Genomic DNA, 22,639 nt, shown 5'->3' on the forward strand with positions numbered 1-22,639 from the left:
ACGTCCACGCCGTCGGGCTGCCGGCAGCCGCTCTCGTCATCCCGACGCACGGCACCAGAGACTTCGCAATTTTGAGGAACTCCCGGAACGTCGACGCGTTTGCCGGTGGCGGCTTGGCAAATAGTCGGAATTTGCATTGGCAAACAAAGTTGCTATATTAGCTGACTAAACGATTCGTGGTGTCGCAAAGCCGATGGCCAAGAAGAAACCGAGACCCATGCTTTCCGCGATCTCGCCCGCCTCCGCGGCCGAGGCTTACGAGGCGACCTATTTCGCCCGCAAATGCGGTCTGACCCGCGACGAGGCGCTCAGGATCATGCGCGAGGCCCAGGCCGGCGCAAAGACGCCCGCCGAGGGCAAGCCGAAGGGTTAGTCACGACCTCTCTTCCCCGCGACGCAAGGACGGTCCAGCCATCGCGGGTGCGGATGCGTCCCCCAGGCCCCCTGATTTCGAAGAACACTTTCTTGCCGCCCCGTTCGTGACGCCCGACCTCGGCGGCATATCAAAGTTAAATGCGGTCGCCGGCGGGAGGTGGTAGCCGATCCGATGAAGGGACTTTCGGAAGGAGTCCGATGGACGTTCGAAATCCGACCGGCGGCCTTGCCGCGCTGAACTGCCACCCGGGCAGGACGCAAACAACCGGCGAAACTTTCGTTCATCGAAATCCCGTTCTCCGCGGAGCAACTCATGAAATCGGTTCGGACAAACAATCCTCTTGTGGTCCTGAGCGTCGCCGCCGTCACGATCGCGCCCTTTGCGGGGCTGCTGTGGCGAACGAGGGAGTGGTTCGGCTGGTGATCGGCCATGAGCAGGTTCCTGCCTGTGACCATCAGGTTCGCCAATGGCGGCTCGATGGTGGTTTCATCCATAGCCGATGCGAAAAAGGCATTGGGAGGATCCTGGAAGGATAAGGACGCCCCGGCCTATGTCGCGGCGGTCCGTCTGGTCGACGATGCGCTCGAAGGCATCTGCCGGCCTGCGGTCGCCTTCGCGGCGTTCAAGAAAGCCGCCACCGAACAAGGGCTGCTGAAGCCGGTCGCCCCGAGCGCCGCGCTTGCCATGCTGGACCAATTGTGGTCGCCGGGCAGAAAGCCCGATTGACCACGCCATGGTCTGGAACGTCCGGGAGCGGTCGCACGGTCCCGGACGCATGACGCTTATCTCGGCTCCCGGTTCATGCTGAGATAGGTGGGGTCGAACTCGGCCATCTCCACCAGCAGATCCCAGTCGAGGATGGTCACGGTATAGTTTGACCAACTGACCAGACCGATGTTGCGTAGCGTGCCGATGACCCTGTTCATATGGACGACCGACAGCCCGAGCACGTCGGCCAGTTCCGCTTGCGACATGGGGAGCCGAAAACTCATCCCGGCGGTGCGCTTGACGACCTGGAGGCGGACGAACAGCTCGCAAATGAGATGGGCGAGATGCGATGTCTTGGAACGCCGGCCCATGGCCACGATCCACTCCCTGTGGATAGCGCCATCGACAAGCGTGTCCAGCCACAAAAGCCGTGTGAGATGCGGCGCCTGTTCGGTGATGGCGCGCAACTTGCCGTGTTCGGCGGCGGCCACGCGGCATGGCGACAGCGCGATGATGCCATGGTCCATCGTCTTCAGGAGGAAGGCGTGAAGGTCGACGAAATCGCCGGGAACCTGCAAGGACGTGAACTGCCGGCCGCCATCCTCCAGCACCTTGTAACGCGCGGCGATGCCGTCGAGGATCAGGGTGCTATGGGTCGGCCTCGACCCTTCCGCGACGATGTCCTCGCCCGTGGCGACCTGTCTTTCAGTCGAGATGGCACCCGCCAGCAATTTCTCTTCCGCCTCCGAGAGGAGGTCGTGCTGGCCAAGGTTCAGATAGAGGGATTCGAGCATTCGGTTCCGATCCTGTGTTGCAAGAGCAAACGCCGGAGCGAGCGGGGGGTTGCAGCGCAACCGGCGAAGCGCCTGCTCATTCTCCAATGGAACCAGACGTGCCTCGTTCAGTTCTCTTGATGTGCGGACCTGGCATGCGCGGCCGAGCGGCGTGACAACGTCGCTTGGCCGGCGAGCCCGGTGGGCATGATCGTTCCAGCGGAGGCACCAATGTCCCTGAACAAGCTTCATCCCGACCATGTCGACGAAACGCGCATGCATGCCTACTCGACCTTCCTCCCTGCGCTGCTCAACGCGCTGACGCAGCGGCTGGCGCGCTGCCAGGGCGCGAAGGAGCTGGGCGAGGTGGAAAAGTCGCTCATCCGCCTCGTCGAGGACGCCGACATCGCCGCCCCGCATGCCGAGGCGATGAAGGAGTTCGCGATCGAACTCGTGGTCTCCACGCTGAAGAATGCCCGCGAGCACCCGGACGCCAAAAGCGATCTCGAGGAGATGGCCGAGCGCCGAACGCAGGGCCGCTCCGAAAATCCGGACACGCTGGAAGAGCAGTTGGAAACCGGCCTGGAGGATAGTTTTCCGGCCAGCGATCCGCCAGCCGTGGTCTCGACCTCCATTTCCGGCGGCGCCAAGGAGATTGTCGGCACCGACGAGGTGCTGCGGCGGAAGAAGGAGGCCGAGCGCCGCAAACAGGAAAAGGCCGAGGCCAGCTAGCGAAGGAGCCCGCCATGAACCGGCCAAGCCACAAGATTCCACACCGCCCCGGCGCCGGCCGCGTCCCCGAGGCAACCGGCGACCGCTTGCCGACCAAGGGCGGCGACGATCGGCTGGTGCGGTTCCTGGCCGAAAACACCGACCTTTCGCCGATGCAGGCCCGGGAACTCATCCGCGAGCATGGCCATGACCGGGAGCAGCTTCTGAAAATCGCGCGCACGATGAAGGCGGAGAGCTGACCGCGCGCAGGGAGAGATCGGCCGGCAACGCAGTCCTGTCCTTCTCCCCTTGTGGGAGAAGGTGGATCGGCGCGCAGCGCCGAGACGGATGAGGGGTTCTGGAAGAAACCCAGGCGTTCAAAGATAAAGGATTTTCAGGCGCTTACGCCTCCGACTTCGCGCTCCGTCCAACACCCCTCATCCGACCGAGCTGCGCTCGGCCACCTTCTCCCACAGGGGGAGAAGGGGAAGGCGCCCCACTAAAGCGGCATCTCCGAGGTCTGCTTGATCGTCTGGCTGGGCACCTCGGTCTTGACGTTCTGCACGCCCTTGATGCGGCTGAGGTGCTCCGACTGGAAGCGGCGGTATTCGTCGATGCCGGCGGCCACCACGCGCACCATGGCGTCGCAGTCACCGAGCATCAGGTAGCACTCCATCACCTCGGGAAATTTGGCCACCTCGGCGGCGAAATGCTCGATCGTGTCCTCGTCCTGCTGCTTCAGCCAGATGCGGGTGAAGAAGGTGCGGCCGCGGCCGACCTTGGCCGGGTTGAGCACCGCGACATAGCGGTCGATGACGCCAGCCTCCTCCAGGAGCTTCACCCGCCTGAGACATGGCGACGGCGACAGGCCGACTTCCCGCGCCAGATCGTTGTTGGCCATGCGCCCGTCGCGCTGCAGGGCGCGCAGGATGCGCTTGTCGATCTCATCCAGCTTCATGGCTCACGATTCCATCTTTCTTTCTGATTTCGATATCCAATGCCAATTCCTCACAGAAATGGCAAATATTCGCAACCAAATTGCGGCGGGTTTCGCCTATGCTTGGCGGCAGATAGTCATCGAGACCGGATGGTTCGGACGCAGGCGGCCGCAAGGCGCGTCCGCTCTCGTTCGCGCAAGGAAGACCCATGAGCATCTCGCAAGCAAGCTTCACCCTGGACGGGGCGCCAGACCGCCAGCGGTCCGAATTCCGGCGCGGCCTGGCTGCCTCGACGCCAGTGCTGCTCGGCCTCATCCCCTATGCGCTGGTGCTCGGCGCGCAGGCCGCGCAGAAGGGCCTCAGCGTCGTAGAGGTTCCGCTGATGACCGGCATGAACTTTGCCGGCGGCTCCGAGTTCGCGGCGATCCAGCTCTGGACCTCGCCGCCGCATATCCTCTTGATCGCCGCCATCACCTTGCTGGTCAACAGCCGCCATTTCCTGATGGGCGCGGCGCTTGCCCCGTTCCTCAGCCACCTGCCGCGGCGCAAGGTATTTCCGGCGTTGTTCGTGATGTGCGACGAGAGCTGGGCGCTGGGGCTGGCGGATGCAAGGCAGCGCGCCGCGGCCGGCCTGAACCCGGCGTTCAGCCTGCCCTATTATTCCGGCGCCGCCCTGCCCGTCTACTTCGCCTGGGTGGTCTTCACCACTGCCGGCGGGGCGCTCGGCCCGGTGCTCGGCAATGTCGAGAATTACGGCTTCGCGATGGCCTTCCCGGCCGTGTTCCTGGTGCTGATGCGCGGCATGTGGACGGGTCTTGCCGCGGCGCGGCCGTGGCTGGTCAGCCTGGTGGTGGCGGCGCTCACCTATCTCCTGGTTCCCGGCGCCTGGTATGTGGCGGCCGGCGCGCTCTCCGGGCTGGTCTCGGCCTGGATGTTTTCGGGAGACGAGGCATGATCGATCCGGCCAACCTCGTCGCCATCGTGCTGATGGCCAGCGTCACCTATCTGACCAGGATCGGCGGCTATGTCGTGCTGCGCAACCGGACGCTCAGCCGCCGCGCCACCGCGGTGATGGAGGCAGCGCCGGGCTGCGTGCTGATCTCGGTCATCGCGCCGGACTTCGTCTCCAGGAATCCCGCCGACCTTGCCGCGCTTGCCATCACGGTGCTCGCGGCGACCAGGCTGTCGATGCTGCCGACAGTGGTGATCGGCGTGGCCTCGGCCGGAGTGCTGCGGTGGGTGATGGGGTGAGATGGAGCAGCCACTGAAGCTGCTAATCTCCCCCAAGTGGGGGAGATGGCCGGCAGGCCAGAGGGGGGCGCGAAGGAACGCCGGCCTCTCCCTTAGCCATAAACTGCAAACTGCTTTAGGTGTAATTCCAATCAACTGACAAGCTGTCGGGACAGCGCCCCCCTCTGCCCTGCCGGGCATCTCCCCCACAAGGGGGGAGATCGCGGCTTCAGCGTTGCGGCTCAGTCGTCACCGCCTTCTCCACCGCCCTCGCCGCCACCATCACCACCGCCGTCGCCGCCGCCACTGCCGCCGTCACCACCATCGCCGCCGCTTCTTGCGCCATCATGGCCGCCGCTGTCGCCATCATGATGATCGCCCTCGTGATCGTCACCCTCGTCATCGCCCTGGTCGCCCTCATGCGAGCCGCCGTCGACGCTGTCGCCCTTGTGATCGCCTTCCTCATTTTCGGCCACGTCGTGGTCGCGCTCATCGCCTGCGCTGGCGCCCTGGTCGTCATCGTTGGGCAGCGTCGCCGTCACCGGGCCGCCATGGTCCGTGAACTCGCCCGCAAAGCACTGCTGCGTTGCGAGAATGCCGAACAGGCTGACCGAAGCCGCCAGCAGCAGAGGAACAGTCTTCATCGTCGTCTCCCATCCGGCACGCGGGCCGCCATTGTCGATGGCGGATCATTGTCCGGCCGGATTACGGCGCGCTTAAATGAGTAGAAGCAATTTTAGCAGTTGCTTATTTTGTTCGACGATGCCGTCGGCGCCACGCCAATCGGTTTCATGGCCGGCACCATGCCCATCTTCTCACCAGCCGAACAGCTGGCCGCCGCTGCGGTAAAGCACATAGCCGGCGACGACAAAGATCAGCGCGGCGAAGATGCGGTTGAGGGTGTCCTTCCGGCCGGCCAATCTCGTGGCGAGCGTCATGCCCAGCAGGCCGCCAACAATGCCGCCGCCAATGAACTCGGCCACGACGGTCCAATCGACCATTCCGGACAGCGCGTAGTTTGTCGCTGTGGCGAGACCGAAAGTGCCGACGGCCAGAAGCGAGGACCCGACGGCGTTGATGGTCGGCATGCGTGTGGCGAGGATCAGCCCCGGCACGATGAGGAAGCCGCCGCCTATGCCGAAGAAGCCCGAGGCCGCGCCGGCAACCACCGCAACGCCCGCAGTCGCCACGCACATGCGCCGGCTTACCCTGCCGATGCCCGAGGTCTGATCTTTGCGCGGCCTGAGCATCAAGGCGCCGATCACCGTCATCAGCACCCCGAACAGGAAGAGCAGGCGCTGGCCATCGATGGTCTTGCCCAGCGTCGAACCGGCCAGCGCGCCAGCCGCGCCGACAAGGGCGAAGACGATGGCGCAGCGCCACCAGACATGGCCCTTGCGCGCATGGCCGAGCAGGTTGGCATAGGCGTTGACGGAGACCGCCAGCGCGCCGGTGCCGATGGCGACGTGCGGACTGGAAACGCCGACGACATAGAGCAGCAGCGGCGTCGCCAGGATCGAGCCGCCACCGCCGATCAGGCCAAGCGTGAAGCCGACGAGGCTGCCGGAGCCGATGGCTTCGAGGATGGGACCGGTCATGACGGCCTGCCCGCCGGCGATGGCCTCTCGCGAGCGGCGACGAGGCGATCATGGACAGTCATGCCGACGATCATGGCCGCGACGAACAGAAAAGAAGGCGCGAGGCCGAGCGCGAGGCTCGCCAGCGCCGGACCGGGACAGAAACCGGCCATGCCCCAGCCGATGCCGAACAGGGCCGAGCCTAGGATCAGGCGCCGGTCGATCCCGATATCCGGCGGCAGATGGAAAGCCTTGTCGAGAACCGGCCGTCTCATCCGCCGCGACAGCCACGTGCCCAGCATCGCCACGGCTACGGCGCCGGCGAGCACGAAGGCGAGGCTCGGATCCCAGTCGCCCGCGACATCGAGGAAGCCCTTTACGCGGGCGGGATCGAGCATGCCGGAAAGCGACAGGCCGAAACCGAACATCGCGCCCGAGACGAGGGCGGCAAGAAAACGCAATGTCTGGAGATTCACAGTCCGACGATCCTCATCAGGGCAACGGTCGCCACCCCGGCCGACAGGAAGGTCAGCACCGCAACGAAGGAGCGTGGCGACAGGCGGGCGAGACCGGCAACCCCGTGGCCGCTGGTGCAGCCCGACCCCATGCGCGAGCCGAACCCGACCAGCAGGCCGGCGGCGGCGATCATCGGCAGCGAGGCGGTGATCGTCACCGCCGGCCAGTGGCCGAAAGCGGCCAGGAACAGCAGCGGGCCGATCAGCAGGCCGATGACAAAGGCGGCGTTCGTCGAGATGCGCGCCAGCAGCAGCCGGCCGACAATGCCGCTGACGCCGGCGATGCGGCCGTTGAGAAGCAGCAGCACGCTGGCCGAAAGGCCGATGAGCATGCCACCGAGAAGTGAGGGCCAGTAGGGCATCATGGCGTCGGCGCCTGCGCGCAGAAGATGGTGTAGAGCGCTTCGACGAGGCGTGCGGCCTTCGCTTCCGTCAGGCGATAGAAAATCTGCTTGGCCTCGCGCCGCGTCTCGACGATGCCGGCGTCGCGCAGCACGGTGAGCTGCTGCGACAGCGACGGCTGGTGGATGCCGAGTTCCTCTTCGAGCTGGCCGACGGAATATTCGCCTTCGACCAGCGTGCAGACGATCATCAGCCGGGCCGGATGCGACAGGGTCCGCAGCAGGCCGGCCACCTCCCCTGCCTTGCCTTCCATCTCGGCACGAGTCATCGCGATTGCGGATAGTGTCGTCATGATCAACCCCATGCCGCGCCGGCGAGCGCATCGAGCGGGAATTTCAGGTAGCGCAGGCCATTGTCTTCCGGCTCCGGCAGGCGCCCGCCGCGCACATTCACCTGCAGCGCATGCAGGATCAGCTTGGGCATCGGCAGCGTACGGTCGCGCGCCTGGCGAAGCGCGACGAAGGCCGCCTCGTCAACCCCGGCGATGTGCGGATTCGATCGCTTCTGCTCGGCCACCGTGCTTTCCCAGCGCGGCTCGCGGCCGTCCGGCTGGTAGTCATGACCGGTGAACAGGCGGGTCTCATCGGGAAGCGCCAGGATCCGCTGGATCGATCCCCACAGCACCTTCGCGCTGCCGCCGGGAAAATCCGCCCGCGCCGTGCCGCTGTCGGGCATGAACAGCGTATCGTGCACGAAGGCCGCGTCACCGACCACATAAGTTGCTGAGGCCAGCGTATGGCCCGGCGAGAACAGCACGTGGGCGTCGATCGAGCCGACGTTGAAGCGATCCCCATCGGCAAAAAGCCGGTCCCATTGCGAGCCGTCCGCCGGCAGCGTCGGCCAGTTGTAGATGCCCTTCCAGAGACGTTGGACGTCGACGACGCGAGCGCCGATCGCGGTCCGCGCGCCTGTCTTGCCCTTCAGATAGGATGCCGCCGAGAAATGATCGGCGTGGGGATGGGTATCGAGGATCCATTCGACCGTCAGGCCGTTGTCCGCGACATAGGCAAGGATGGCATCGGCATTGCCGGTGCCCGTCGCGCCGGACTTCTCGTCGAAGTCGAGAACAGGATCGACGATGGCGCACCGCCTGGTCGCCGGGTCGGACACGACATACTGGATGCTCGAACTGCGGGGATCGAACAGGCCCCAGACAGTCGGCCGCGCAACGGGCGGATGCTTGGCGAGCCAGGCCTCGGCGCCGGCGAGGTTGAAACCGTGCGCCTCGCCGAAGGCGGGCACGTCCCGTGCGCTCATGCGTCCGTCCAGCACTTCGCCGATGGCATGAAGCGTCAGAGCGCGGGTGCCGCTCTTGCAATGGGCGAGCACAGCCCCCTCGGCCGCGGCGATCGCCGCCTGGAAAGCGCGCACATCCGCGATCGTGATAGTCGCTCCGGTGACGGGGATATGGACATAGGCGAGGCCGGCCTCGCCGGCCGCCGCCTGCTCAGCAGCTGAAGCCGGCTGGCCGATCTCCTCACCGTCCGTCCTGTTGTTGATGATGGCGGCATAGCCCAGCCCTGAAAACGTCGCAAAGGCCCCCAGTGGAGGCTGCCCCACGACCGCGAGCTTGTCGGTGATCCTGACGGGCTGCATGGCTCAATTTCCCTTTGTGGCGTCGTCAATATACAATTGCATATAATGTATAATGTTTGGAAGTCAACAACGAGGGCTGCGACTGGATGCAGCAGGAGCGCCTGCGCGTTCCAGATGCCGGTGAAAAGCCGGTTCGGGTCTGCCGCCTCTACGGCCAAGCCGTCTCAGCGGTCACGCATGTCAGGACCGCCCACGGCAGATCGGCCTCAGCGGCCGTAAAGCCCGATTTCGTCCGGGCCGATGGTTTTCGACGCGTCCTTGACGTCGTCGCCCGCCTGCTTCTTCAGCGCGGCGTCCAGCCTGTCGCTGTCACTGCCGTTCGGATCGATGATCGCATTGACGAGCGTATCGAGCGAAACGCCGAGTTGATCCAACCCCAGCTTCTTTTCGATCGCGATGATCTCGGAGGCGGATCTCTGTTTCAGCGCCTCGACCGCGTTCTTGACGGCCGTGCCGTAGGAAAACAGGGACTGGTAGTCGCCCTGGTCGATGGCGAACTCCTTGCCGACGCGCTCCATCAACCGGACCTTCATGGCCGTGACGTTGAGGCTGTTCACGCTGAACATGGACCCCGAGATCTTGGCCTGCGCCTGGATCAGGGGCGAGCCCGCGCCGGAACCGGCTGGGCTGGAGACGCCATTGACGCTCGCGACGAGGCTGTCTTCCGCCGCCGCGGATTGCGGGCGTTGCTGCTGCAGAATCTGCAGGGCGGCGTTGTTCAGCGCGGAGAGTGAGGACATTGCCGGTCTCGCGGGCGAGCCCGTTCGTCATGGAAGGGCGCGCCGGACATTCGAGCCAAGACATCATGCCTTGAGCGGAACAAGTCGGTTCGGCAAAGCGATAACCTGATCCCGATTAAGAATTTCTTAGGCCGATCGGCTCAACCGACCCGCCTCGCCGGCAAGACCGCATCGCCGACCGCCCTGGCGACGATCGCCTCCAGTGGCTCAGGCCGGTGCAGCAGGTAGCCCTGACCGTAGGCGACGCCCATGTCGCTCAATATGTCCAACGCCACCCGCTGCTCGATCTTTTCGGCCACGACGCCGCAGCCGAGGCTCCTGGCGATGCCGGAAATCGCCGAGACGATCTCGCGGTCGAAACGGCTCTCGGCGATGTGCTCGACGAAGGAACCGTCGATCTTGATGGCGTCGACGGGAAAGCGCCTGAGATATTCGAACGAGCTCATGCCGGCGCCGAAATCGTCGAGGCTGACGCGGCAGTGCCGTTCGCGCGCTTTGCGCACGAAGGCCTCGGCGGCATCGAAATTGGTGACGGCCGCGGTCTCGGTGATCTCGAAGCCGATGCCAGCCGGCGGCGCGCCGGTCTCGGCGATGACGGTGTCGACGAACTCCCACAACTGCGGGTCGCTCAGCGTCTGCGCCGACAGGTTGAAGTCGAGCGAGACGGCGCCCGAGCGCATCGCCGCTCCGTGCAGTTCCAGCGCCGCCCTGACGATCCAGCGGTCGAGCCTGGAGGCGATGCCGAAGCGCTCCGCCACGGAGATGAACTCGCCGGGCGGGATCATCTTGCCGTTGCGGGCGGAAAGCCGCGCCAGCACCTCGACCTGGCGGCTGTCGCGCCAGGGCAGGCCGAGCCGGTGGATCTGCTGACCGAACAGTTTCAGCCTGCCGTCTTCCATGGCATCGACCAGGTCGGCGGCGAGCCGCGCCGCATTGAGGCCGCCGGAACCGGAGGCCGTCTCCACCGAGAACACCGCGAAACGGTTGCGCCCGGCAGCCTTGGCCGCGTAGCAGGCATCGTCGGCGCAGGCCAGCGCGTCGGCGACCCTGGTGTCGCGGTCGCTGACAAAGGCGATGCCGATGCTGGCCGCGAGCTTTCGCGTCGTCGCCGCCAGCTCGGCATTGCGCACGGCGGCAAGGACTGCGCCGGCAAGGCGCTCGGCCTCGGCCTGACCGCAGTTCGGCACCAGCAGCGCGAATTCGTCGCCGCCAAGCCGCGCCGCGTGCGCCGAGGACGGCAGGCTGGCGAGGATGCCGGCGGCGATGCTTTTCAGCGCGAGATCGCCGGCGGCATGGCCGGCGAAGTCGTTCAGCGCCTTGAAGTAATCGAGGTCGACATAGAAGACGGCGAGCGGCAGCCGGCGCGGAGTGGCGATATGGTCCGCCAGCAGCCGGTCGAAGGCGGCGCGGTTCCAAAGGCCGGTCAGCGCGTCGTGGTTGGCGGCGTAGGTGAGCTCTTGCGAGCGCTTCTTGTCCTCGGTGATGTCGCGCACGGTGCCGAGAATCTGGCCGGCGCCACCGGCGCAGGCAATGAAGCGCACCAGCGATTCCAGATGGCGGATCTCGCCGTCGCGCCTGATGATGCGGTATTGCGAGGCGGTTACGGCTTCGGAGCCGGGCGGCGGCAGGTGCGCCCGCTCGGTGGCTTCCTTGTCGTCTGGATGCAGAAAGGTGTGCCAGAGATCGGCCGACACTTCGTCGGTATCGGCGACGAGGCCGAAGATCTCCCGGCTGCGGGCATCCCAGAAACTTCTGTTGGTGGCGATGTCATAATGCCAGATGCCGGTGCCGCTGGCGGCGAGCGCCAGGCGGAAGCGCACATTGACCTCATCGAGTGCTGCTTCGGCCTCTTTCTGCCGGGTGATGTCGGTCTGCACGCCCATCAGCCGCAGCGGCCGGCCATCGGCGTCGCGCTCGACGATGCCGCCGCGGTCGAGCACCCATACCCAATGGCCGTCCTTGTGCCTGAGGCGCAGCTCTGTCTCGATCGAGGGAGTAAGGCCGGCGATGTGGCGCTCGCCGCTCTCCAGCGCCCTCTTGCGGTCGTTCGGATGGGTCAGTTCAAGCCAGAGCTCGCTCGACGCGGCAAGCTCGCCATCCTCATAGCCGAGCATGCGCCACCAGGTCGGCGAATAGTAGCAATCGCCGCTCGCGACGTTCCAGTCCCAGACGCCGAGATGGGCGCGTTCCAGCGCCAGCGCCCAGAACTCCCCCTTGCGTGTCTTGTCGTCCGCCATGCCCGGTTTTTGTCCGCCCTGTTGTGAACAGTGTGCACAAAACCAGACAAGAAACCGTTACTGCCGGCTCAGGCCGGGCGCCGCCAGCGATAGGCTTCGTCGACGATGCGCAGCGTTCCGAGATTGTCGGCGGGCCGGTTTTCCAGGATGCGGCCCGCCGCCAGGCCGTCGAGGAAACAGGCGATCGTGTCGCGGTAGGAGGCGGCGTAGTTGGCGGCTAGGTCGAGCGAGACGGTTTCGGATCTCTTGCCCTGGAGCGTCAGGCGGTCGCGGTCGAGCAGGATGCGGCCGTGCTCGCAGAAGATTTCCAGCCAGTCGAACACCTCGCCCGGATAGCCCCGGGCATGGAGATTGCCCTGCAGGATGACGGGTGCGCCGTCGGCCGTCGTCATCGACAGCAGCGCATGGTCGTCGCCGATCACCGCATCGCTCAGCCGGCCGACGGCGGCCGAGCGCAGGCTGAGATCGCCGAACAGAAAGCGCAGCGTGTCGATGTGGTGGATCAGGATCTCCTTGACCAGCATCTGCTTCAGCCCGGCCAGCATCGGCTGGCGCTTCAGCGCCTGAAGCTCGCCCCTGGCATCCGGCACCAGGCCGCTGGTCAGCACGCTCATCTGCGCCTGCAGCGGACGGCCGACGCCGGCTTCGTCCAGCCAGCGGCTTATCAGCCGGTAGTGCGGCCGGAAACGCCAGTTCTCGTGCACCATGAAGGGCACGCGATCGCCGATCTCGTCGACCAGCGCCTCGGCCTCGGCGAAGCTGCGCGCCAACGGCTTCTGGCAGAGGATTGCGAGCCCCGCCGCCGCCGCCAGCCGGACATGGGCGGCATGGAGTTCGCGCGGCGAGGCGATGTCGACGGCGTCGAGGCTCTCGGCCGCAAGCATATCGGCGGCGTCGGCATAGGTTTTCGGGATTGCGTATTGCGCGGCGCGCTCCTCGCGCGCCTCGGCCGATGGATCGGCGATGGCGACGACGGTGGCCCTGCCGGACAGCGCGCGCCAGGCATCGAGGTGGTGGCGCGTCACCCAGCCGGCGCCGATCAGGCCGATGCGGACGCTCATGGCCCTCCCTTCCGGATGCGGGCGACGGCGTAGGGCGCTTGCCTCATCGCGCGCCCCGGCGGCTCACCAGCCTTTCCACCAGCACGGCGGCAATGATGATGGCGCCGATGGCCGAGCCCTGCCAGAACGGCGACACGCCCATCAGATTGAGGCCGTTGCGGATCATCACCATGATGAAGACGCCGATCAGCGTGCCGATGATCGAGCCGCGGCCGCCGAACAGGCTGGCGCCGCCGATAACGACGGCGGCGATGGCGTCGAGCTCGAGCAGATTGCCGGCGAGCGGATCGACCGAGAGGATCTTGCCGGCCAAAAGCAGCGCCGAGACCGCCGACAGCGCGCCTGACACGACATAGGGCAGTATGGCGTAGCCGACGACGTTGAGGCCGGCGGTACGGGCCGCTTCGGCGTTGGAGCCGATCGCATAGATGGTGCGGCCGCCCTTGGTGTAGCCGAGATAGAGGAAGGCGAGCAGATAGAGCACGATGAGCACGAAGACGTTCATCGGGATGAAGGCGACCTTGGTGTAGACGAAGTCGCTCAGCGATTCCGGTATGTCCGAGATCGAGATGCCGCCGGAGAAGATGTAGCAAAGGCTGCGGCCGATCGACATCATGCCGAGCGTGACGACGAAGGCGGCGAGCCCGAAATAGCTGATCAGCACGCCGGAGACGAGGCCAATCAGGCCGCCGGCAACGACCGCCACCAGCGCTCCGGCCGGCACGCCGAGCGCCGGCACGACAAGGCCGAAGATGATGCCGGTGAGCCCCGCCACCGCCCCGACCGACAGATCGATGCCGCCGGTGAGGATGACGAAGGTCATGCCGATGGCGACTATGCCGACCACCACCGACTGGTCGAGCAGGTTGAGCACGTTGATGGTGGTGAGGAAATAGGGCGAAGCCAGCGAAAGCGTCACCGCGATCAGCACGGCGAGCAGCAGCATCCTGATCTCCAGCCGCGCCGTCAGCCATTTCAGCGGCTGGCGCCGCGGCTCGGTTTCACGGACGGTGCCGATCGCTTCATTGGCGGCCATTCCAGGGCGTTCCTTGTCGGTCATGGGCGGATCGGAGGCATCAGTCATGGTCGGCGTAGTGGGCCCGGATGGCGGCCGCGAGCTGGCCGGCGTCGGGTGGCTCGGCGTCGCCGGGCAGCACCAGGCCGGCCGCGCCCATGGCGTGGCCGCGCGACCCCGTGACGTCGACGATCAGCGTCTTCAGGCCGCCGTCGGCCTCGATCACGAAATGCGAAGCGCGCGCGGCAAGGGCTGCCGGGATGCGCGTTTGCCCAAACGTCACGGCGGCGCCGTCGCCGAAGCCGGGCGCGGCGCGCCGGTCGGCGACGGCAACCTTGAGGCAGAACAATCTCTCGTCCTCGACCAGCCCCCAGAAGGCGGCACCACCGCAGGTGGCGGCGAGATCGGCAAGGAAGCGGACATTGCGTTCCATCGAGGTGCGGGGCGCCGCCAGCAGCGTCAGCTTCTCCTCGTCCAGCACCGCGCTCGGCATGTCGGCGATCGACATGCCGTCGCTGATGACGACGACGCGCTCGCAAATGCCGAGCAGCTCGTCGAAGTCGGACGACACGATGAGCACCGCAACGCCGCGGTCGGCGATGGCGCGCAGCATGGCGTAGATCGAGGAGCGCGTGCCGATGTCGACGCCCTTGGTCGGCTCGTCGAGCAGGATGACGCCGGGGTCGAGCATCAGCCAGCGCGCGATGATGATCTTCTGCTGCATGCCACCGGAGAAGTTGAGCATCGAGGCATCGAGCAACCGGTCCGGCGGCAGGCCGAGCATGGCGAGCAGCTCCTTCACTTTCTCGTCGCGGCGGCGATAGGCGAGGCCGAAGCCGCGATGGGCACCGAGATGGGCGAGCAGAAGGTTCTCGCGCACGCTGAGGTCGGGCACGATGCTCTGGCGGCGGCGGTCCTCCGGCACGAAGCCGACACCGGCGCGAATCGAGTGCGCGGGCTTGCCCGGCGCGAACGGCTTGCCGTTGAGGCGCACCGTGCCGCCGTCGCGGCGCCGCAGCCCGAAGATCGCTTCCAGCGTCTCGGAGCGGCCGGCGCCGACCAGGCCGCCGAGGCCGACGATCTCGCCGCGGCCGAGGCTGAAGGAGACATCGCGGACCAATGGCGCGCTTTTCAGATGCTCGACCTCGAGCACGACCGGGCGCTCGACTTCAGCGCCGGTGGCGCGCTGCGTGTAGATCTGGCTGAGCTCGCGGCCAACCATGTGGCGGATCAGCTCGGTCTGGGAGAGCTCGGCCGTTGCGAGATCGGCGGCGACGGTGCGGCCTTCCCGCAAGACCGTCACCTTGTCGGTGACGGCGAACACCTCCTCCAGCCGGTGCGAGACGAAGGCCAGCGCCCTGCCCTCCTCGCGCAATTTCACCATGATGTCGAACAGCCGCTCGACCTCGCCGGGGCTGAGCGATGCCGTCGGCTCGTCGAAGATGATGAGGTCGGATTCCAGCGCCAGCGCCTTGGCGATCTCGACCAGCTGGCGCTGCGCGGCGGAAAGCGCGCGCACGTCGCCGTCGAGCGGCAACTGCGCGCGCTGGCCGAGGCGGGAGAGTATATCCTCGGCTTTCCGGCGCATCTCGCCGAACCTGGGCAGGCCAGGCCTGCCAAGCTCGGGGAGAAAGATGTTCTCGACCACCGACAGGTCGGGAGCGAGGCTGGTCTCCTGCATCACCAGCGAGATGCCGGCGTCGATGGCGTCGCGGGCGCGGCGGATCGAGAACGGCTTGCCCCTGTAGGCGATGTCGCCGGCATCGGCGCGGATCTGGCCGCAGATGACGCGCGACAGCGTCGACTTGCCGGCGCCGTTGGCGCCGAGCAAAGCATGGATCTCGCCGCGCCGCAGCGTGATCGAGGCGCTGCTGAGCGCGGGGGTGCGGCCGAACGTCTTCTCGACGCCGCTCGCCTTGAACAGGGTTTCCTTCGCCGCTGCCTGCATTCACGCCTTCCCGAAAGGGACCGCGCCGGTCGAGCCGGCGCGGCATTGGACTTCGATGCCGATGCTACTCGCCGAAGACGTTCTTCTTGGCTTCGGGAAGCAGCTCCTCGATGTTGGTGCTGGTGGCGATCATCACCGGCACCAGGACCTCCTTCGGCGGCGACTTGCCGGCAAGGTGGTCGGTGAGCGACTTGGCGGCCGTCTCGCCCATTAGCCAGGGCTGCTGCATGCCGGCGGCCGTCAGCTCGCCGCTCTTCAGCAGGTCGACGAATTCGGGAATGCCGTCGAAGGCGCCGACGATGATGTCACCGGCGCGATTGCTGGCCTTGATGGCGCGCAACGCGCCCATGGCCGGCGTGTCGGCCTCGATGAACATCGCCTTCAGGTTCGGGTTGCCGGTCAGCATGTCCTGCGCGAACTTGAAGGATTCGTCGGCCGTGTAGGCCTGCATCTGCTGCAGCGCGATCTCCTTGCCGTAGCCGCCGGCCTCCATCGCCCCGCGGAAGCCGTCGGTGCGCTTTTGGCCGTTGATGCGGGCAAGCGAGATGGTGATCATGCCATAGGGCGCTTCCTTCATGCCCTTGGCCTTGGCGGCGGCCGCGACCGCCTCGCCGACGCCCTTGGCGCCGGCCGTGTTGTCTGAGGCGATGAAGGAGACGTACTCGCCCTCCTTGGTGCCAATGTCGCAGATGACGACCGGGATCTTGGCGTCGGCAGCCAGCTTCAGCACGCTCGGCGCCGTCGAGGAATCGGTCGGCGAGATGACGATGCCGGCGACGCCGCGCGTGATGGCGTCCTGCGCGTTGGTGAGCTGCTTCTGGGCGTTGTTCTGGGCCTCGAGCGCCTGGAAAGTGTAGCCGCCCTCCTTGGCGCCGGCCTCGACGCCCTTGGCCACGGTGCGCCAGAACGGCACGTCGAGCGCCGGCGCCAGATAGACGATCTCCTTCGACTGCGCGAAGACCGGCGAAACATTGACCAGGGCCGCCGCTGCGGCCGCGAGTGCGATGAATGTACGTCTTTTCATTTCGGTTCTCCTCCGTTGATGTTTGCTGCGATGCGCGCCCGAGGTCCGGCCGGCGCGCCCGATTTCCTGTTCTTGCGACGGACCTCCCGTTCTCCTTCCGTAAAACCCTCAGCCGGCAGCGGGAGCGCGCAGCGCTGCGAAATCAGTCTTGTCCAGCCGCGCAAACAGCTCCGCCCGCTCAGACGGCGAAAGCCGGCGCAGCGGCGGCATCAGCCGTTCCCAGCCGGCGTAGCCGGTCATCGCGGCAAGCGCTGCCTTGACGCTCGCCATCAGCGGGAAGCCGCCGAGCAAGCCGCGGATCGCCATGGCCGACGCCGCCGCCTGGCGACCCTTCTCGCCTTCGGGATCGGACCAGACGATCTGCGACAGCGCGCCGGTGACGTTGGTGGTGGCAGAGATGCAGCCGGCGAAGCGTGAGCTCCTCCACTCGGCCAGGCTGCCCTCGGAGCTCGGAAACACGTCGAAGCCGGGAAACTGCACGGCGAGCGAACGCGAGAAAGCGATGTCGCCTGACGAGTCCTTGAGGCCGACGACGATATCGGGATAACGCTCGCGCAGGCGCGCGATCGTCTCGGAGCCGAACGGCACGCCGGTGTTCTGAGGGATGTGGTAGAGGTAGATCCTGAGGCCGAACGGGCCGGCCTTGGCGATCACCTCGCCGACATGGTTGGCAAGGCTCTCAGCATCGATGCCCTTGTAATAGAAAGGCGGCAGGAGCAGCGCTCCGGCAAAAGCGAACTCGCGCGCCGTCCTGGTCAGCGCCACCGCATCGGCCAGCGCCGAGGCGCCGGTGCCGACCATCATGCGATTGAGCGGCAGGCCCGACTGCGCCACCGCGCGCATGGCGGCGATGCGCTCGGCTACAGAGAACGAGGTCGCCTCGCCCGTGGTGCCGAGCAGGTTGATACCGTCGCATCCGCCCTCGCCGAGCAGCCAGCGGCAATGGCCGATCAGGCGCTCGACATCGATCGACAGGTCGGCGTTGAGCGGCGTGGCGGTGGCGGCGATGACGCCTTTCAGGGTTTTCATGCTGCGGATCCGGAGGCTTCGGTTGAGTGGGGCTGGTCGGCCCAGAACAGGCGACGTGGCGTGTCGACCAGCACCTGCCGGCGCAACGTTTCCGTGGGCAGCCAGCCCCAGACGAGGTCGAGGATCGGATTGTCGTCGGGCACCGCCTCGAAACATTCGGTGTGCGGCCAGTCGAGTGCCCAGATCAGCGACGCCGGGGCGCGCCGGACGAGGCGTTCGACGAAAGGCTTGAGCGCTGAGTAACGGCCGGGGGCGACGCGGTAGGGCGCCGACAGCTTGACGATGCAGCGGCCGGCCGCCGCCAGATCGACCAGCTCGGCGAAGGCGCGGCCGTCCGGCCCTTGCGCCAGGTCGGGAAAGCCGAAATGGTCGACGACGACCGGCATGCCGGCACTGGTTACTATGCTGCCGAAGTCCGCAAAATCCTCAATGTTGACCTGCAGCTGGATGTGCCAGCCCAATGCCTTGATCCGCTCGGCGACGGCTTGAAAATCCCTCATCGTCAGGCCTGCCGGATTGCGCGGATTGACCCGCAGGGCGCGCACGCCAAGCCGATGCGCCAAAGCGAACAGGCTCTCCGGCGCATTGGGTGAAATCACCGCCACACCGCGCAGCCTGTCGGGCATTGTCTCCAGCGCTTCGAACAGCGCGCCGTTGTCGAAGCCATAGACGCTCGGATGCACCAGCACCGCCCGATCGATGCCATAGGCGTCCATGACCTGGCGGTAGTCGATGATGGTCACCGGCGACGGCGTGTAGCCGCGGCCGGGATCGAGCCGGAAGCGCGCGGCCGACCCGAAGACATGGGCGTGGGTGTCGCAGCTGCCTTCCGGCAGGCGGTTGACGTTGCGCCGCACCGGCGCCAGCGGCGGCAGGCACTGGCGGGGTCCCGTCCCTGATAGGGGATGCGCCGTGCTCATTGCGCCTCCTCCTTGCCGGTGGTGCCGGCCGCGGTCAGGAAATCGAAGTCGCAGCCCTGGTCGGCCTGCAGCACATGGTCGTGGTAGAGTTGGGCGTAGCCGCGCGGAGGCCGGGAGACTGCTGGGCGAATGTCTGCTCCCCGGCGCGCCAGCTCGGCCTCGTCGACCAGCATGTCGATGCGGCGCGCCGGCACGTCGAGGCGGATCATGTCGCCGTTCCTCACCAAGGCGAGCGGACCGCCGGCCGCGGCCTCCGGTGAAACGTGCAGCACCACCGTGCCGAAGGCGGTGCCGCTCATCCTGGCATCCGACAGGCGCACCATGTCCCTGACGCCGAGCGCGGCGAGCTTCTTCGGGATCGGGATGTAGCCGGCCTCGGGCATGCCGGGCGCGCCCTTCGGGCCGGCATTGCGCAGCACCAGGACATCCTCGGCAGTGACGTCGAGCGCCGGATCGTCGATGCGCTGGGCAAGGTCGGCGACGGATTCGAAGACAACGGCGCGGCCGGTGTGCTGCATCAGCGCCGGCGAGGCGGCGGAATGCTTGATGATCGCGCCGCGCGGGCAGAGATTGCCGGACAGCACCGCCATGGCGCCCTGCCCCGTCACCGGCCGGCCGAGCGGCCGGATGACGTCCTGCGCATGCATCTCCTCGGTCTTCATGACGCGGTCGCCGAGCGTGCCGCCATCGACCATGGGTGCCTCGAGGTCGAGGACACCAGCGAGCTCGGCCAGCAGCCTCGGCACGCCGCCGGCCTGGTGGAAATGCTCCATATAATGTTCGCCCGACGGCTTCAGGTCGACCAGCACCGGCACCTCGCGGCCGATCCGGTCGAACTCGGCGAGATCGACCGGATGCCCGGCCCGGCCGGCGATCGCGGCGAGATGGATGATGCCATTGGTCGAGCCGCCGATCGCCTGCATCGCCACCATGGCGTTGCGGATCGAGGCCGGCGTGACGATGGCGCTGGGCAGCGGCGCGCCGGAGACGGCAAGCGCGGCGGCGACGCGGCCGCTCGCTTCCGCCGAGCGGACCCGCTCGGCGTGGGGTGCGGGAATGGAAGCGGCGAAGGGCAGCGAGAAACCCATCACCTCGGCGATGATCGCCATGGTGCTGGCGGTGCCCATGACCATGCAGGTGCCGACCGAGGGCGCCAGCCTGCCGTTGACGAGATCGATCTCGGCGGCGTCGATGTCGCCGGCGCGGTGGCTCGACCACAGGCGGCGGCAGTCGGTGCAGGCGCCCAATGTCTCGCCCTTGTGATGGCCGACGACCATCGAGCCGACCGGCACCACGACCGCCGGCAGGTCGGCGCTGATCGCGCCCATGATCTGCGCCGGCAGCGTCTTGTCGCAGCCGCCGATGACGACCACCGCATCCATCGGCTGCGCCCGGATCATCTCCTCGGTGTCCATCGCCATCAGATTGCGCAGCACCATCGAGGTCGGGTGGGCGAAGGATTCGTGGATGGAGATAGTCGGGAACACCATCGGCAGTGCGCCGGACAGCATGACGCCGCGCTTGACCGCCTCGATCAGCTGCGGCGCGTTGCCATGGCAGGGATTGTAGTCGCTGGCGGTGTCGACGATGCCAACGATCGGCCGCTCCAGCGCATCATCTGAATAGCCGGCCGCCTTGATGAAGGCCTTGCGCAGGAACAGCGAAAAGGCCGCGTCGCCGTAGCTGGTCACTCCCTTCCTGAGGCCGCGATACGCCAATCGACACCTTTGGGCTGGATTTCACGCTGACCGCGGGCGCCCCGGCGGGGCGACCGTTGATCGGCACCATAGGCAAACGGTTCAGATTGTCAATAATCCTGATTTTGACTCCTGCGAAGGCACTGCAATTTTGGCACATCCAGTTTCTTGACGTATCATATTATCGATTATCTCGACCGCGCGCCGCAGTTGCGGAAAGGCTCTCTCTGCGGCTAGAGTGACCGCAGAGGACGCGGCAAGGACGAAAAAATGCTCCACGTGGCAGACTATGGCGGCAAGGAAGCCGACGTCGTGCGGGCGCTGGAGGAGGACATCATCTTCGGCCGCCTGGCGCCCGGCACGCGGCTGGTCGAGGACGTGCTGCTTGGCCGCTTCCCGGTGTCGCGTCACACCATCCGCCAGGCGCTCTACCAGCTCGAAAAGCTCGGCGTCGTCACCCGCGAGCGCAACAAGGGCGCGATGGTGAGAAGGCTGTCACCCGACGAGGTCAGGCAGATCTACGAGGTGCGCGAGCTGTTGCAGCGGCAGGCGGCGCTGATGATCCCGCTGCCGGCGAGCGACGCGCTGATCGCGGAGCTGATGGAGATCCACCGGATCTATAGCGCCCATGTCGACGCCCACTACCTGCGCGGCATCCACGAGGCCAACGACCGTTTCCACCTGACCATGTTCTCGGCCTGCGGCAACGACTACCTGGTGTCGTCGATCGACCACTACATGCGGCTGAGCCTGCCGGTGCGGGCGAACTCGCTCGCCGACCCGGACAAGCTCGAAGTCTCGCGCCAGCACCACTGGTTCATGATCGAGGCGATGAAGCGCAAGGACAACTGGGTGCTGGCGCAGCTTTGCGTCGACCACCTGCAGCCGAGCAAGGTGTTTTACCTGCAGGAGATCGAGAAGGCGGACGACGGGGTCTAGGCGGCCCTCACCCAACCGCCAGCCGCCGCCTCGCAATCGCCGCATGAAACCGCGCGCCGTGCAGCAGGCCATCGTCGTTGAAGTCGTAGGACGGATTGTGCAGCGGCGCGGAGGCGCCGTTGCCGAGGAAGACGAAACAGCCGGGCACATGGGCGAGGAAGCGGGCGAAGTCCTCCGAGCCGGTCATCGGTTCGGCCGCGATGCCGACGGCGTCGTGGGCCAGTACGCTGCGGGCCGCGACAAAAGCCTCGTCGACGAGCGCAGCATCGTTGACGAGCGGCACGAACTCGCGGGTATAGGTCACCTCGGCCGAGACGTTGTAGGCTTGCGCCGTTCCCTCGGCGATCCTGCGCATCTCGTTTTCGATCGCCGCACTCACTTCGGGGCGAAAACTCCGGCAGTCGCCGAGGATGCGGGCGAGCCCCGGCAGCGCGTTGCGGGTGCCGTCGGTGATCAGCTCGGTGACCGAGACGACGCCGATATCGGCCGGGCTCAGGCGCCGCGAGACGATGGTCTGCAGGTTGACCACCAGCGCGCAGGCGGCGACCAGCGTCTCCTGGCCGGCATGCGGCCGCGCCGCATGGCCGCCGACGCCCTTCAGCACGATCTCGAAATTGTCCTCGGCGGACATGATCGGTCCGACGCGGGTCTCGAAGTGACCGACGGGCAGGCCCGGCATGTTGTGCAGGCCAAAAATCTCCTCGAACGGGAAGCGCTGCATCAGGCCGTCATCCAGCATGGCGAGCGCGCCCCTGCCCCATTCCTCGGCGGGCTGAAAGACGAAGCGCACCGTGCCGTCGAAGCCGCCTTCGGCGGCAAGCAGCTTCGCCGCGCCTAGCAGCATCGAGGTGTGGCCGTCATGGCCGCAGGCATGCATGGTGCCAGGCGTCTGCGAGCGATAGGTTTGCTGACCCTGCTCGGCGATGCGCAGCGCGTCCATGTCGGCGCGGAGCGCGATCGCCCGGTTGCCGCTGCCCCTTGTCAGCGTGCCGACGACGCCGGTGCCGCCGACGCCCTCGGCGACCTCCAGCCCGAACTCACGCAGTTTCTTGACGACGAAGGCGGAAGTACGCTTCTCCTCGAAGCCGAATTCGGGATGGGCGTGGAGATCGCGCCGCCACGCCGCCATCTCGTCATGAAGTGCATCGAGGTCGAGTTTGGCCATCGTCGCCCTTTTTTGTTATGCAACTGGAAAGCTACGGC

At 66.6% G+C, this 22,639-nt stretch carries 25 protein-coding genes; 7 read left to right on the forward strand and 18 right to left on the reverse strand.

Going from position 1 to position 22,639, the window contains the following annotated elements; genetic code table 11:
• Positions 1-217: 217 nt before the first annotated feature.
• Positions 218-373 (forward strand): hypothetical protein, encoded by a 156-nt coding sequence (locus tag JG743_RS21385; RefSeq protein WP_244672850.1) that lies wholly within the window; start codon positions 218-220, stop codon positions 371-373.
• Positions 374-805: 432 nt separating this feature from the next.
• On the forward strand, positions 806-1,102 hold the full coding sequence (locus tag JG743_RS21390) for a DUF982 domain-containing protein (RefSeq protein ID WP_202292736.1): 297 nt from the start codon (positions 806-808) through the stop codon (positions 1,100-1,102).
• Between the two features lie 56 nt (positions 1,103-1,158).
• Here the strand turns inward: JG743_RS21390 and JG743_RS21395 are convergent, their stop codons facing one another.
• Complete coding sequence (locus tag JG743_RS21395; protein WP_202292737.1) at positions 1,159-1,878, reverse strand: Crp/Fnr family transcriptional regulator; 720 nt, start codon at positions 1,876-1,878, stop codon at positions 1,159-1,161.
• 210 nt (positions 1,879-2,088) lie between these two features.
• Here JG743_RS21395 and JG743_RS21400 point away from each other — a divergent pair, with 210 nt between their 5' ends.
• Complete coding sequence (locus JG743_RS21400; protein WP_202292738.1) at positions 2,089-2,589, forward strand: hypothetical protein; 501 nt, start codon at positions 2,089-2,091, stop codon at positions 2,587-2,589.
• A 14-nt stretch (positions 2,590-2,603) separates the two neighbouring features.
• Complete coding sequence (locus JG743_RS21405) at positions 2,604-2,828, forward strand: hypothetical protein (protein ID WP_202303166.1); 225 nt, start codon at positions 2,604-2,606, stop codon at positions 2,826-2,828.
• 239 nt (positions 2,829-3,067) lie between these two features.
• Here the strand turns inward: JG743_RS21405 and JG743_RS21410 are convergent, their stop codons facing one another.
• Positions 3,068-3,526 (reverse strand): Lrp/AsnC family transcriptional regulator, encoded by a 459-nt coding sequence (locus JG743_RS21410; RefSeq protein ID WP_202292739.1) that lies wholly within the window; start codon positions 3,524-3,526, stop codon positions 3,068-3,070.
• A gap of 188 nt (positions 3,527-3,714) precedes the next feature.
• Between JG743_RS21410 and JG743_RS21415 the strand changes: the two genes are divergently transcribed.
• Positions 3,715-4,461, forward strand: coding sequence for an AzlC family ABC transporter permease (locus tag JG743_RS21415; RefSeq protein WP_202292740.1), 747 nt, complete (start codon positions 3,715-3,717; stop codon positions 4,459-4,461).
• Positions 4,458-4,757 carry an AzlD family protein gene (locus JG743_RS21420; RefSeq protein ID WP_202292741.1) on the forward strand — a complete coding sequence of 100 codons (300 nt, stop codon included), beginning with the start codon at positions 4,458-4,460 and terminating at the stop codon, positions 4,755-4,757. The genes JG743_RS21415 and JG743_RS21420 overlap by 4 nt, the downstream gene beginning before the upstream one ends.
• Before the next feature lie 221 nt (positions 4,758-4,978).
• On the opposite strand, the gene JG743_RS21425 is transcribed toward JG743_RS21420, so the two are convergent.
• The 15 genes from JG743_RS21425 to JG743_RS21495 form a co-directional block, all read right to left on the reverse strand.
• A complete protein-coding gene (locus JG743_RS21425) occupies positions 4,979-5,380 on the reverse strand; it encodes a hypothetical protein (protein ID WP_202292742.1) in 402 nt (133 codons plus the stop codon).
• A gap of 171 nt (positions 5,381-5,551) precedes the next feature.
• A complete protein-coding gene (locus JG743_RS21430) occupies positions 5,552-6,334 on the reverse strand; it encodes a sulfite exporter TauE/SafE family protein (RefSeq protein ID WP_202292743.1) in 783 nt (260 codons plus the stop codon).
• Positions 6,331-6,789 carry a YeeE/YedE family protein gene (locus tag JG743_RS21435; RefSeq protein ID WP_342215654.1) on the reverse strand — a complete coding sequence of 153 codons (459 nt, stop codon included), beginning with the start codon at positions 6,787-6,789 and terminating at the stop codon, positions 6,331-6,333. Before JG743_RS21435 ends, JG743_RS21430 begins: the two co-directional genes overlap by 4 nt.
• Positions 6,786-7,193 (reverse strand): YeeE/YedE family protein, encoded by a 408-nt coding sequence (locus JG743_RS21440; protein ID WP_202292744.1) that lies wholly within the window; start codon positions 7,191-7,193, stop codon positions 6,786-6,788. Before JG743_RS21440 ends, JG743_RS21435 begins: the two co-directional genes overlap by 4 nt.
• The gene (bigR, locus tag JG743_RS21445) at positions 7,190-7,522 is read right to left on the reverse strand and encodes a sulfite-sensing transcriptional repressor BigR (protein ID WP_244672851.1); all 333 of its coding nucleotides are present in this window, start codon (positions 7,520-7,522) and stop codon (positions 7,190-7,192) included. The genes JG743_RS21440 and bigR overlap by 4 nt, the downstream gene beginning before the upstream one ends.
• A gap of 2 nt (positions 7,523-7,524) precedes the next feature.
• Entirely contained in the window at positions 7,525-8,826 is a 1,302-nt protein-coding gene (blh, locus tag JG743_RS21450; protein ID WP_202292746.1) for a bifunctional sulfur transferase/dioxygenase Blh, read from the reverse strand.
• Between the two features lie 206 nt (positions 8,827-9,032).
• On the reverse strand, positions 9,033-9,566 hold the full coding sequence (locus JG743_RS21455) for a hypothetical protein (protein ID WP_202292747.1): 534 nt from the start codon (positions 9,564-9,566) through the stop codon (positions 9,033-9,035).
• 140 nt (positions 9,567-9,706) lie between these two features.
• Positions 9,707-11,803, reverse strand: coding sequence for an EAL domain-containing protein (locus tag JG743_RS21460; protein WP_202292748.1), 2,097 nt, complete (start codon positions 11,801-11,803; stop codon positions 9,707-9,709).
• Positions 11,804-11,871: 68 nt separating this feature from the next.
• Complete coding sequence (locus tag JG743_RS21465; RefSeq protein ID WP_202292749.1) at positions 11,872-12,864, reverse strand: Gfo/Idh/MocA family protein; 993 nt, start codon at positions 12,862-12,864, stop codon at positions 11,872-11,874.
• 43 nt (positions 12,865-12,907) lie between these two features.
• Positions 12,908-13,900 (reverse strand): ABC transporter permease, encoded by a 993-nt coding sequence (locus JG743_RS21470; RefSeq protein WP_202292750.1) that lies wholly within the window; start codon positions 13,898-13,900, stop codon positions 12,908-12,910.
• Positions 13,901-13,940: 40 nt separating this feature from the next.
• On the reverse strand, positions 13,941-15,827 hold the full coding sequence (locus tag JG743_RS21475) for a sugar ABC transporter ATP-binding protein (RefSeq protein WP_202292751.1): 1,887 nt from the start codon (positions 15,825-15,827) through the stop codon (positions 13,941-13,943).
• A gap of 64 nt (positions 15,828-15,891) precedes the next feature.
• Entirely contained in the window at positions 15,892-16,851 is a 960-nt protein-coding gene (locus JG743_RS21480) for a substrate-binding domain-containing protein (RefSeq protein ID WP_202292752.1), read from the reverse strand.
• 108 nt (positions 16,852-16,959) lie between these two features.
• A complete protein-coding gene (locus JG743_RS21485; RefSeq protein WP_202292753.1) occupies positions 16,960-17,880 on the reverse strand; it encodes a dihydrodipicolinate synthase family protein in 921 nt (306 codons plus the stop codon).
• A complete protein-coding gene (locus JG743_RS21490; protein WP_202292754.1) occupies positions 17,877-18,800 on the reverse strand; it encodes an amidohydrolase family protein in 924 nt (307 codons plus the stop codon). Before JG743_RS21490 ends, JG743_RS21485 begins: the two co-directional genes overlap by 4 nt.
• On the reverse strand, positions 18,797-20,491 hold the full coding sequence (locus JG743_RS21495; RefSeq protein ID WP_202292755.1) for an IlvD/Edd family dehydratase: 1,695 nt from the start codon (positions 20,489-20,491) through the stop codon (positions 18,797-18,799). Before JG743_RS21495 ends, JG743_RS21490 begins: the two co-directional genes overlap by 4 nt.
• Positions 20,492-20,767: 276 nt before the next feature.
• Here JG743_RS21495 and JG743_RS21500 point away from each other — a divergent pair, with 276 nt between their 5' ends.
• Positions 20,768-21,436, forward strand: a complete 669-nt coding sequence (locus JG743_RS21500) for a GntR family transcriptional regulator (protein WP_202292756.1) — start codon at positions 20,768-20,770, stop codon at positions 21,434-21,436.
• 7 nt (positions 21,437-21,443) lie between these two features.
• Here JG743_RS21500 and JG743_RS21505 read toward each other — a convergent pair whose 3' ends face one another.
• Entirely contained in the window at positions 21,444-22,601 is a 1,158-nt protein-coding gene (locus JG743_RS21505) for an amidohydrolase (RefSeq protein ID WP_202292757.1), read from the reverse strand.
• Positions 22,602-22,639 lie beyond the last annotated feature (38 nt).

Source organism: Mesorhizobium sp. 131-2-1, assembly GCF_016756535.1.
Lineage (GTDB): Bacteria > Pseudomonadota > Alphaproteobacteria > Rhizobiales > Rhizobiaceae > Mesorhizobium.

What these genes read in the sequence shown, in the direction of transcription:
- JG743_RS21485 (WP_202292753.1), bottom strand. Translation starts at nt 17,880, where the DNA reads ATGAAAACCCTGAAAGGCGTCATCGCCGCCACCGCCACGCCGCTCAAC.
- bigR (WP_244672851.1), bottom strand. Translation starts at nt 7,522, where the DNA reads ATGACGACACTATCCGCAATCGCGATGACTCGTGCCGAGATGGAAGGC.
- JG743_RS21410 (WP_202292739.1), bottom strand. Translation starts at nt 3,526, where the DNA reads ATGAAGCTGGATGAGATCGACAAGCGCATCCTGCGCGCCCTGCAGCGC.
- JG743_RS21385 (WP_244672850.1), top strand. Translation starts at nt 218, where the DNA reads ATGCTTTCCGCGATCTCGCCCGCCTCCGCGGCCGAGGCTTACGAGGCG.
- JG743_RS21480 (WP_202292752.1), bottom strand. Translation starts at nt 16,851, where the DNA reads ATGAAAAGACGTACATTCATCGCACTCGCGGCCGCAGCGGCGGCCCTG.
- JG743_RS21430 (WP_202292743.1), bottom strand. Translation starts at nt 6,334, where the DNA reads ATGACCGGTCCCATCCTCGAAGCCATCGGCTCCGGCAGCCTCGTCGGC.
- JG743_RS21425 (WP_202292742.1), bottom strand. Translation starts at nt 5,380, where the DNA reads ATGAAGACTGTTCCTCTGCTGCTGGCGGCTTCGGTCAGCCTGTTCGGC.
- blh (WP_202292746.1), bottom strand. Translation starts at nt 8,826, where the DNA reads ATGCAGCCCGTCAGGATCACCGACAAGCTCGCGGTCGTGGGGCAGCCT.
- JG743_RS21490 (WP_202292754.1), bottom strand. Translation starts at nt 18,800, where the DNA reads ATGAGCACGGCGCATCCCCTATCAGGGACGGGACCCCGCCAGTGCCTG.
- JG743_RS21500 (WP_202292756.1), top strand. Translation starts at nt 20,768, where the DNA reads ATGCTCCACGTGGCAGACTATGGCGGCAAGGAAGCCGACGTCGTGCGG.
- JG743_RS21460 (WP_202292748.1), bottom strand. Translation starts at nt 11,803, where the DNA reads ATGGCGGACGACAAGACACGCAAGGGGGAGTTCTGGGCGCTGGCGCTG.
- JG743_RS21465 (WP_202292749.1), bottom strand. Translation starts at nt 12,864, where the DNA reads ATGAGCGTCCGCATCGGCCTGATCGGCGCCGGCTGGGTGACGCGCCAC.
- JG743_RS21455 (WP_202292747.1), bottom strand. Translation starts at nt 9,566, where the DNA reads ATGTCCTCACTCTCCGCGCTGAACAACGCCGCCCTGCAGATTCTGCAG.
- JG743_RS21390 (WP_202292736.1), top strand. Translation starts at nt 806, where the DNA reads ATGAGCAGGTTCCTGCCTGTGACCATCAGGTTCGCCAATGGCGGCTCG.
- JG743_RS21405 (WP_202303166.1), top strand. Translation starts at nt 2,604, where the DNA reads ATGAACCGGCCAAGCCACAAGATTCCACACCGCCCCGGCGCCGGCCGC.
- JG743_RS21415 (WP_202292740.1), top strand. Translation starts at nt 3,715, where the DNA reads ATGAGCATCTCGCAAGCAAGCTTCACCCTGGACGGGGCGCCAGACCGC.
- JG743_RS21505 (WP_202292757.1), bottom strand. Translation starts at nt 22,601, where the DNA reads ATGGCCAAACTCGACCTCGATGCACTTCATGACGAGATGGCGGCGTGG.
- JG743_RS21395 (WP_202292737.1), bottom strand. Translation starts at nt 1,878, where the DNA reads ATGCTCGAATCCCTCTATCTGAACCTTGGCCAGCACGACCTCCTCTCG.
- JG743_RS21420 (WP_202292741.1), top strand. Translation starts at nt 4,458, where the DNA reads ATGATCGATCCGGCCAACCTCGTCGCCATCGTGCTGATGGCCAGCGTC.
- JG743_RS21475 (WP_202292751.1), bottom strand. Translation starts at nt 15,827, where the DNA reads ATGCAGGCAGCGGCGAAGGAAACCCTGTTCAAGGCGAGCGGCGTCGAG.
- JG743_RS21440 (WP_202292744.1), bottom strand. Translation starts at nt 7,193, where the DNA reads ATGATGCCCTACTGGCCCTCACTTCTCGGTGGCATGCTCATCGGCCTT.
- JG743_RS21470 (WP_202292750.1), bottom strand. Translation starts at nt 13,900, where the DNA reads ATGGCCGCCAATGAAGCGATCGGCACCGTCCGTGAAACCGAGCCGCGG.
- JG743_RS21400 (WP_202292738.1), top strand. Translation starts at nt 2,089, where the DNA reads ATGTCCCTGAACAAGCTTCATCCCGACCATGTCGACGAAACGCGCATG.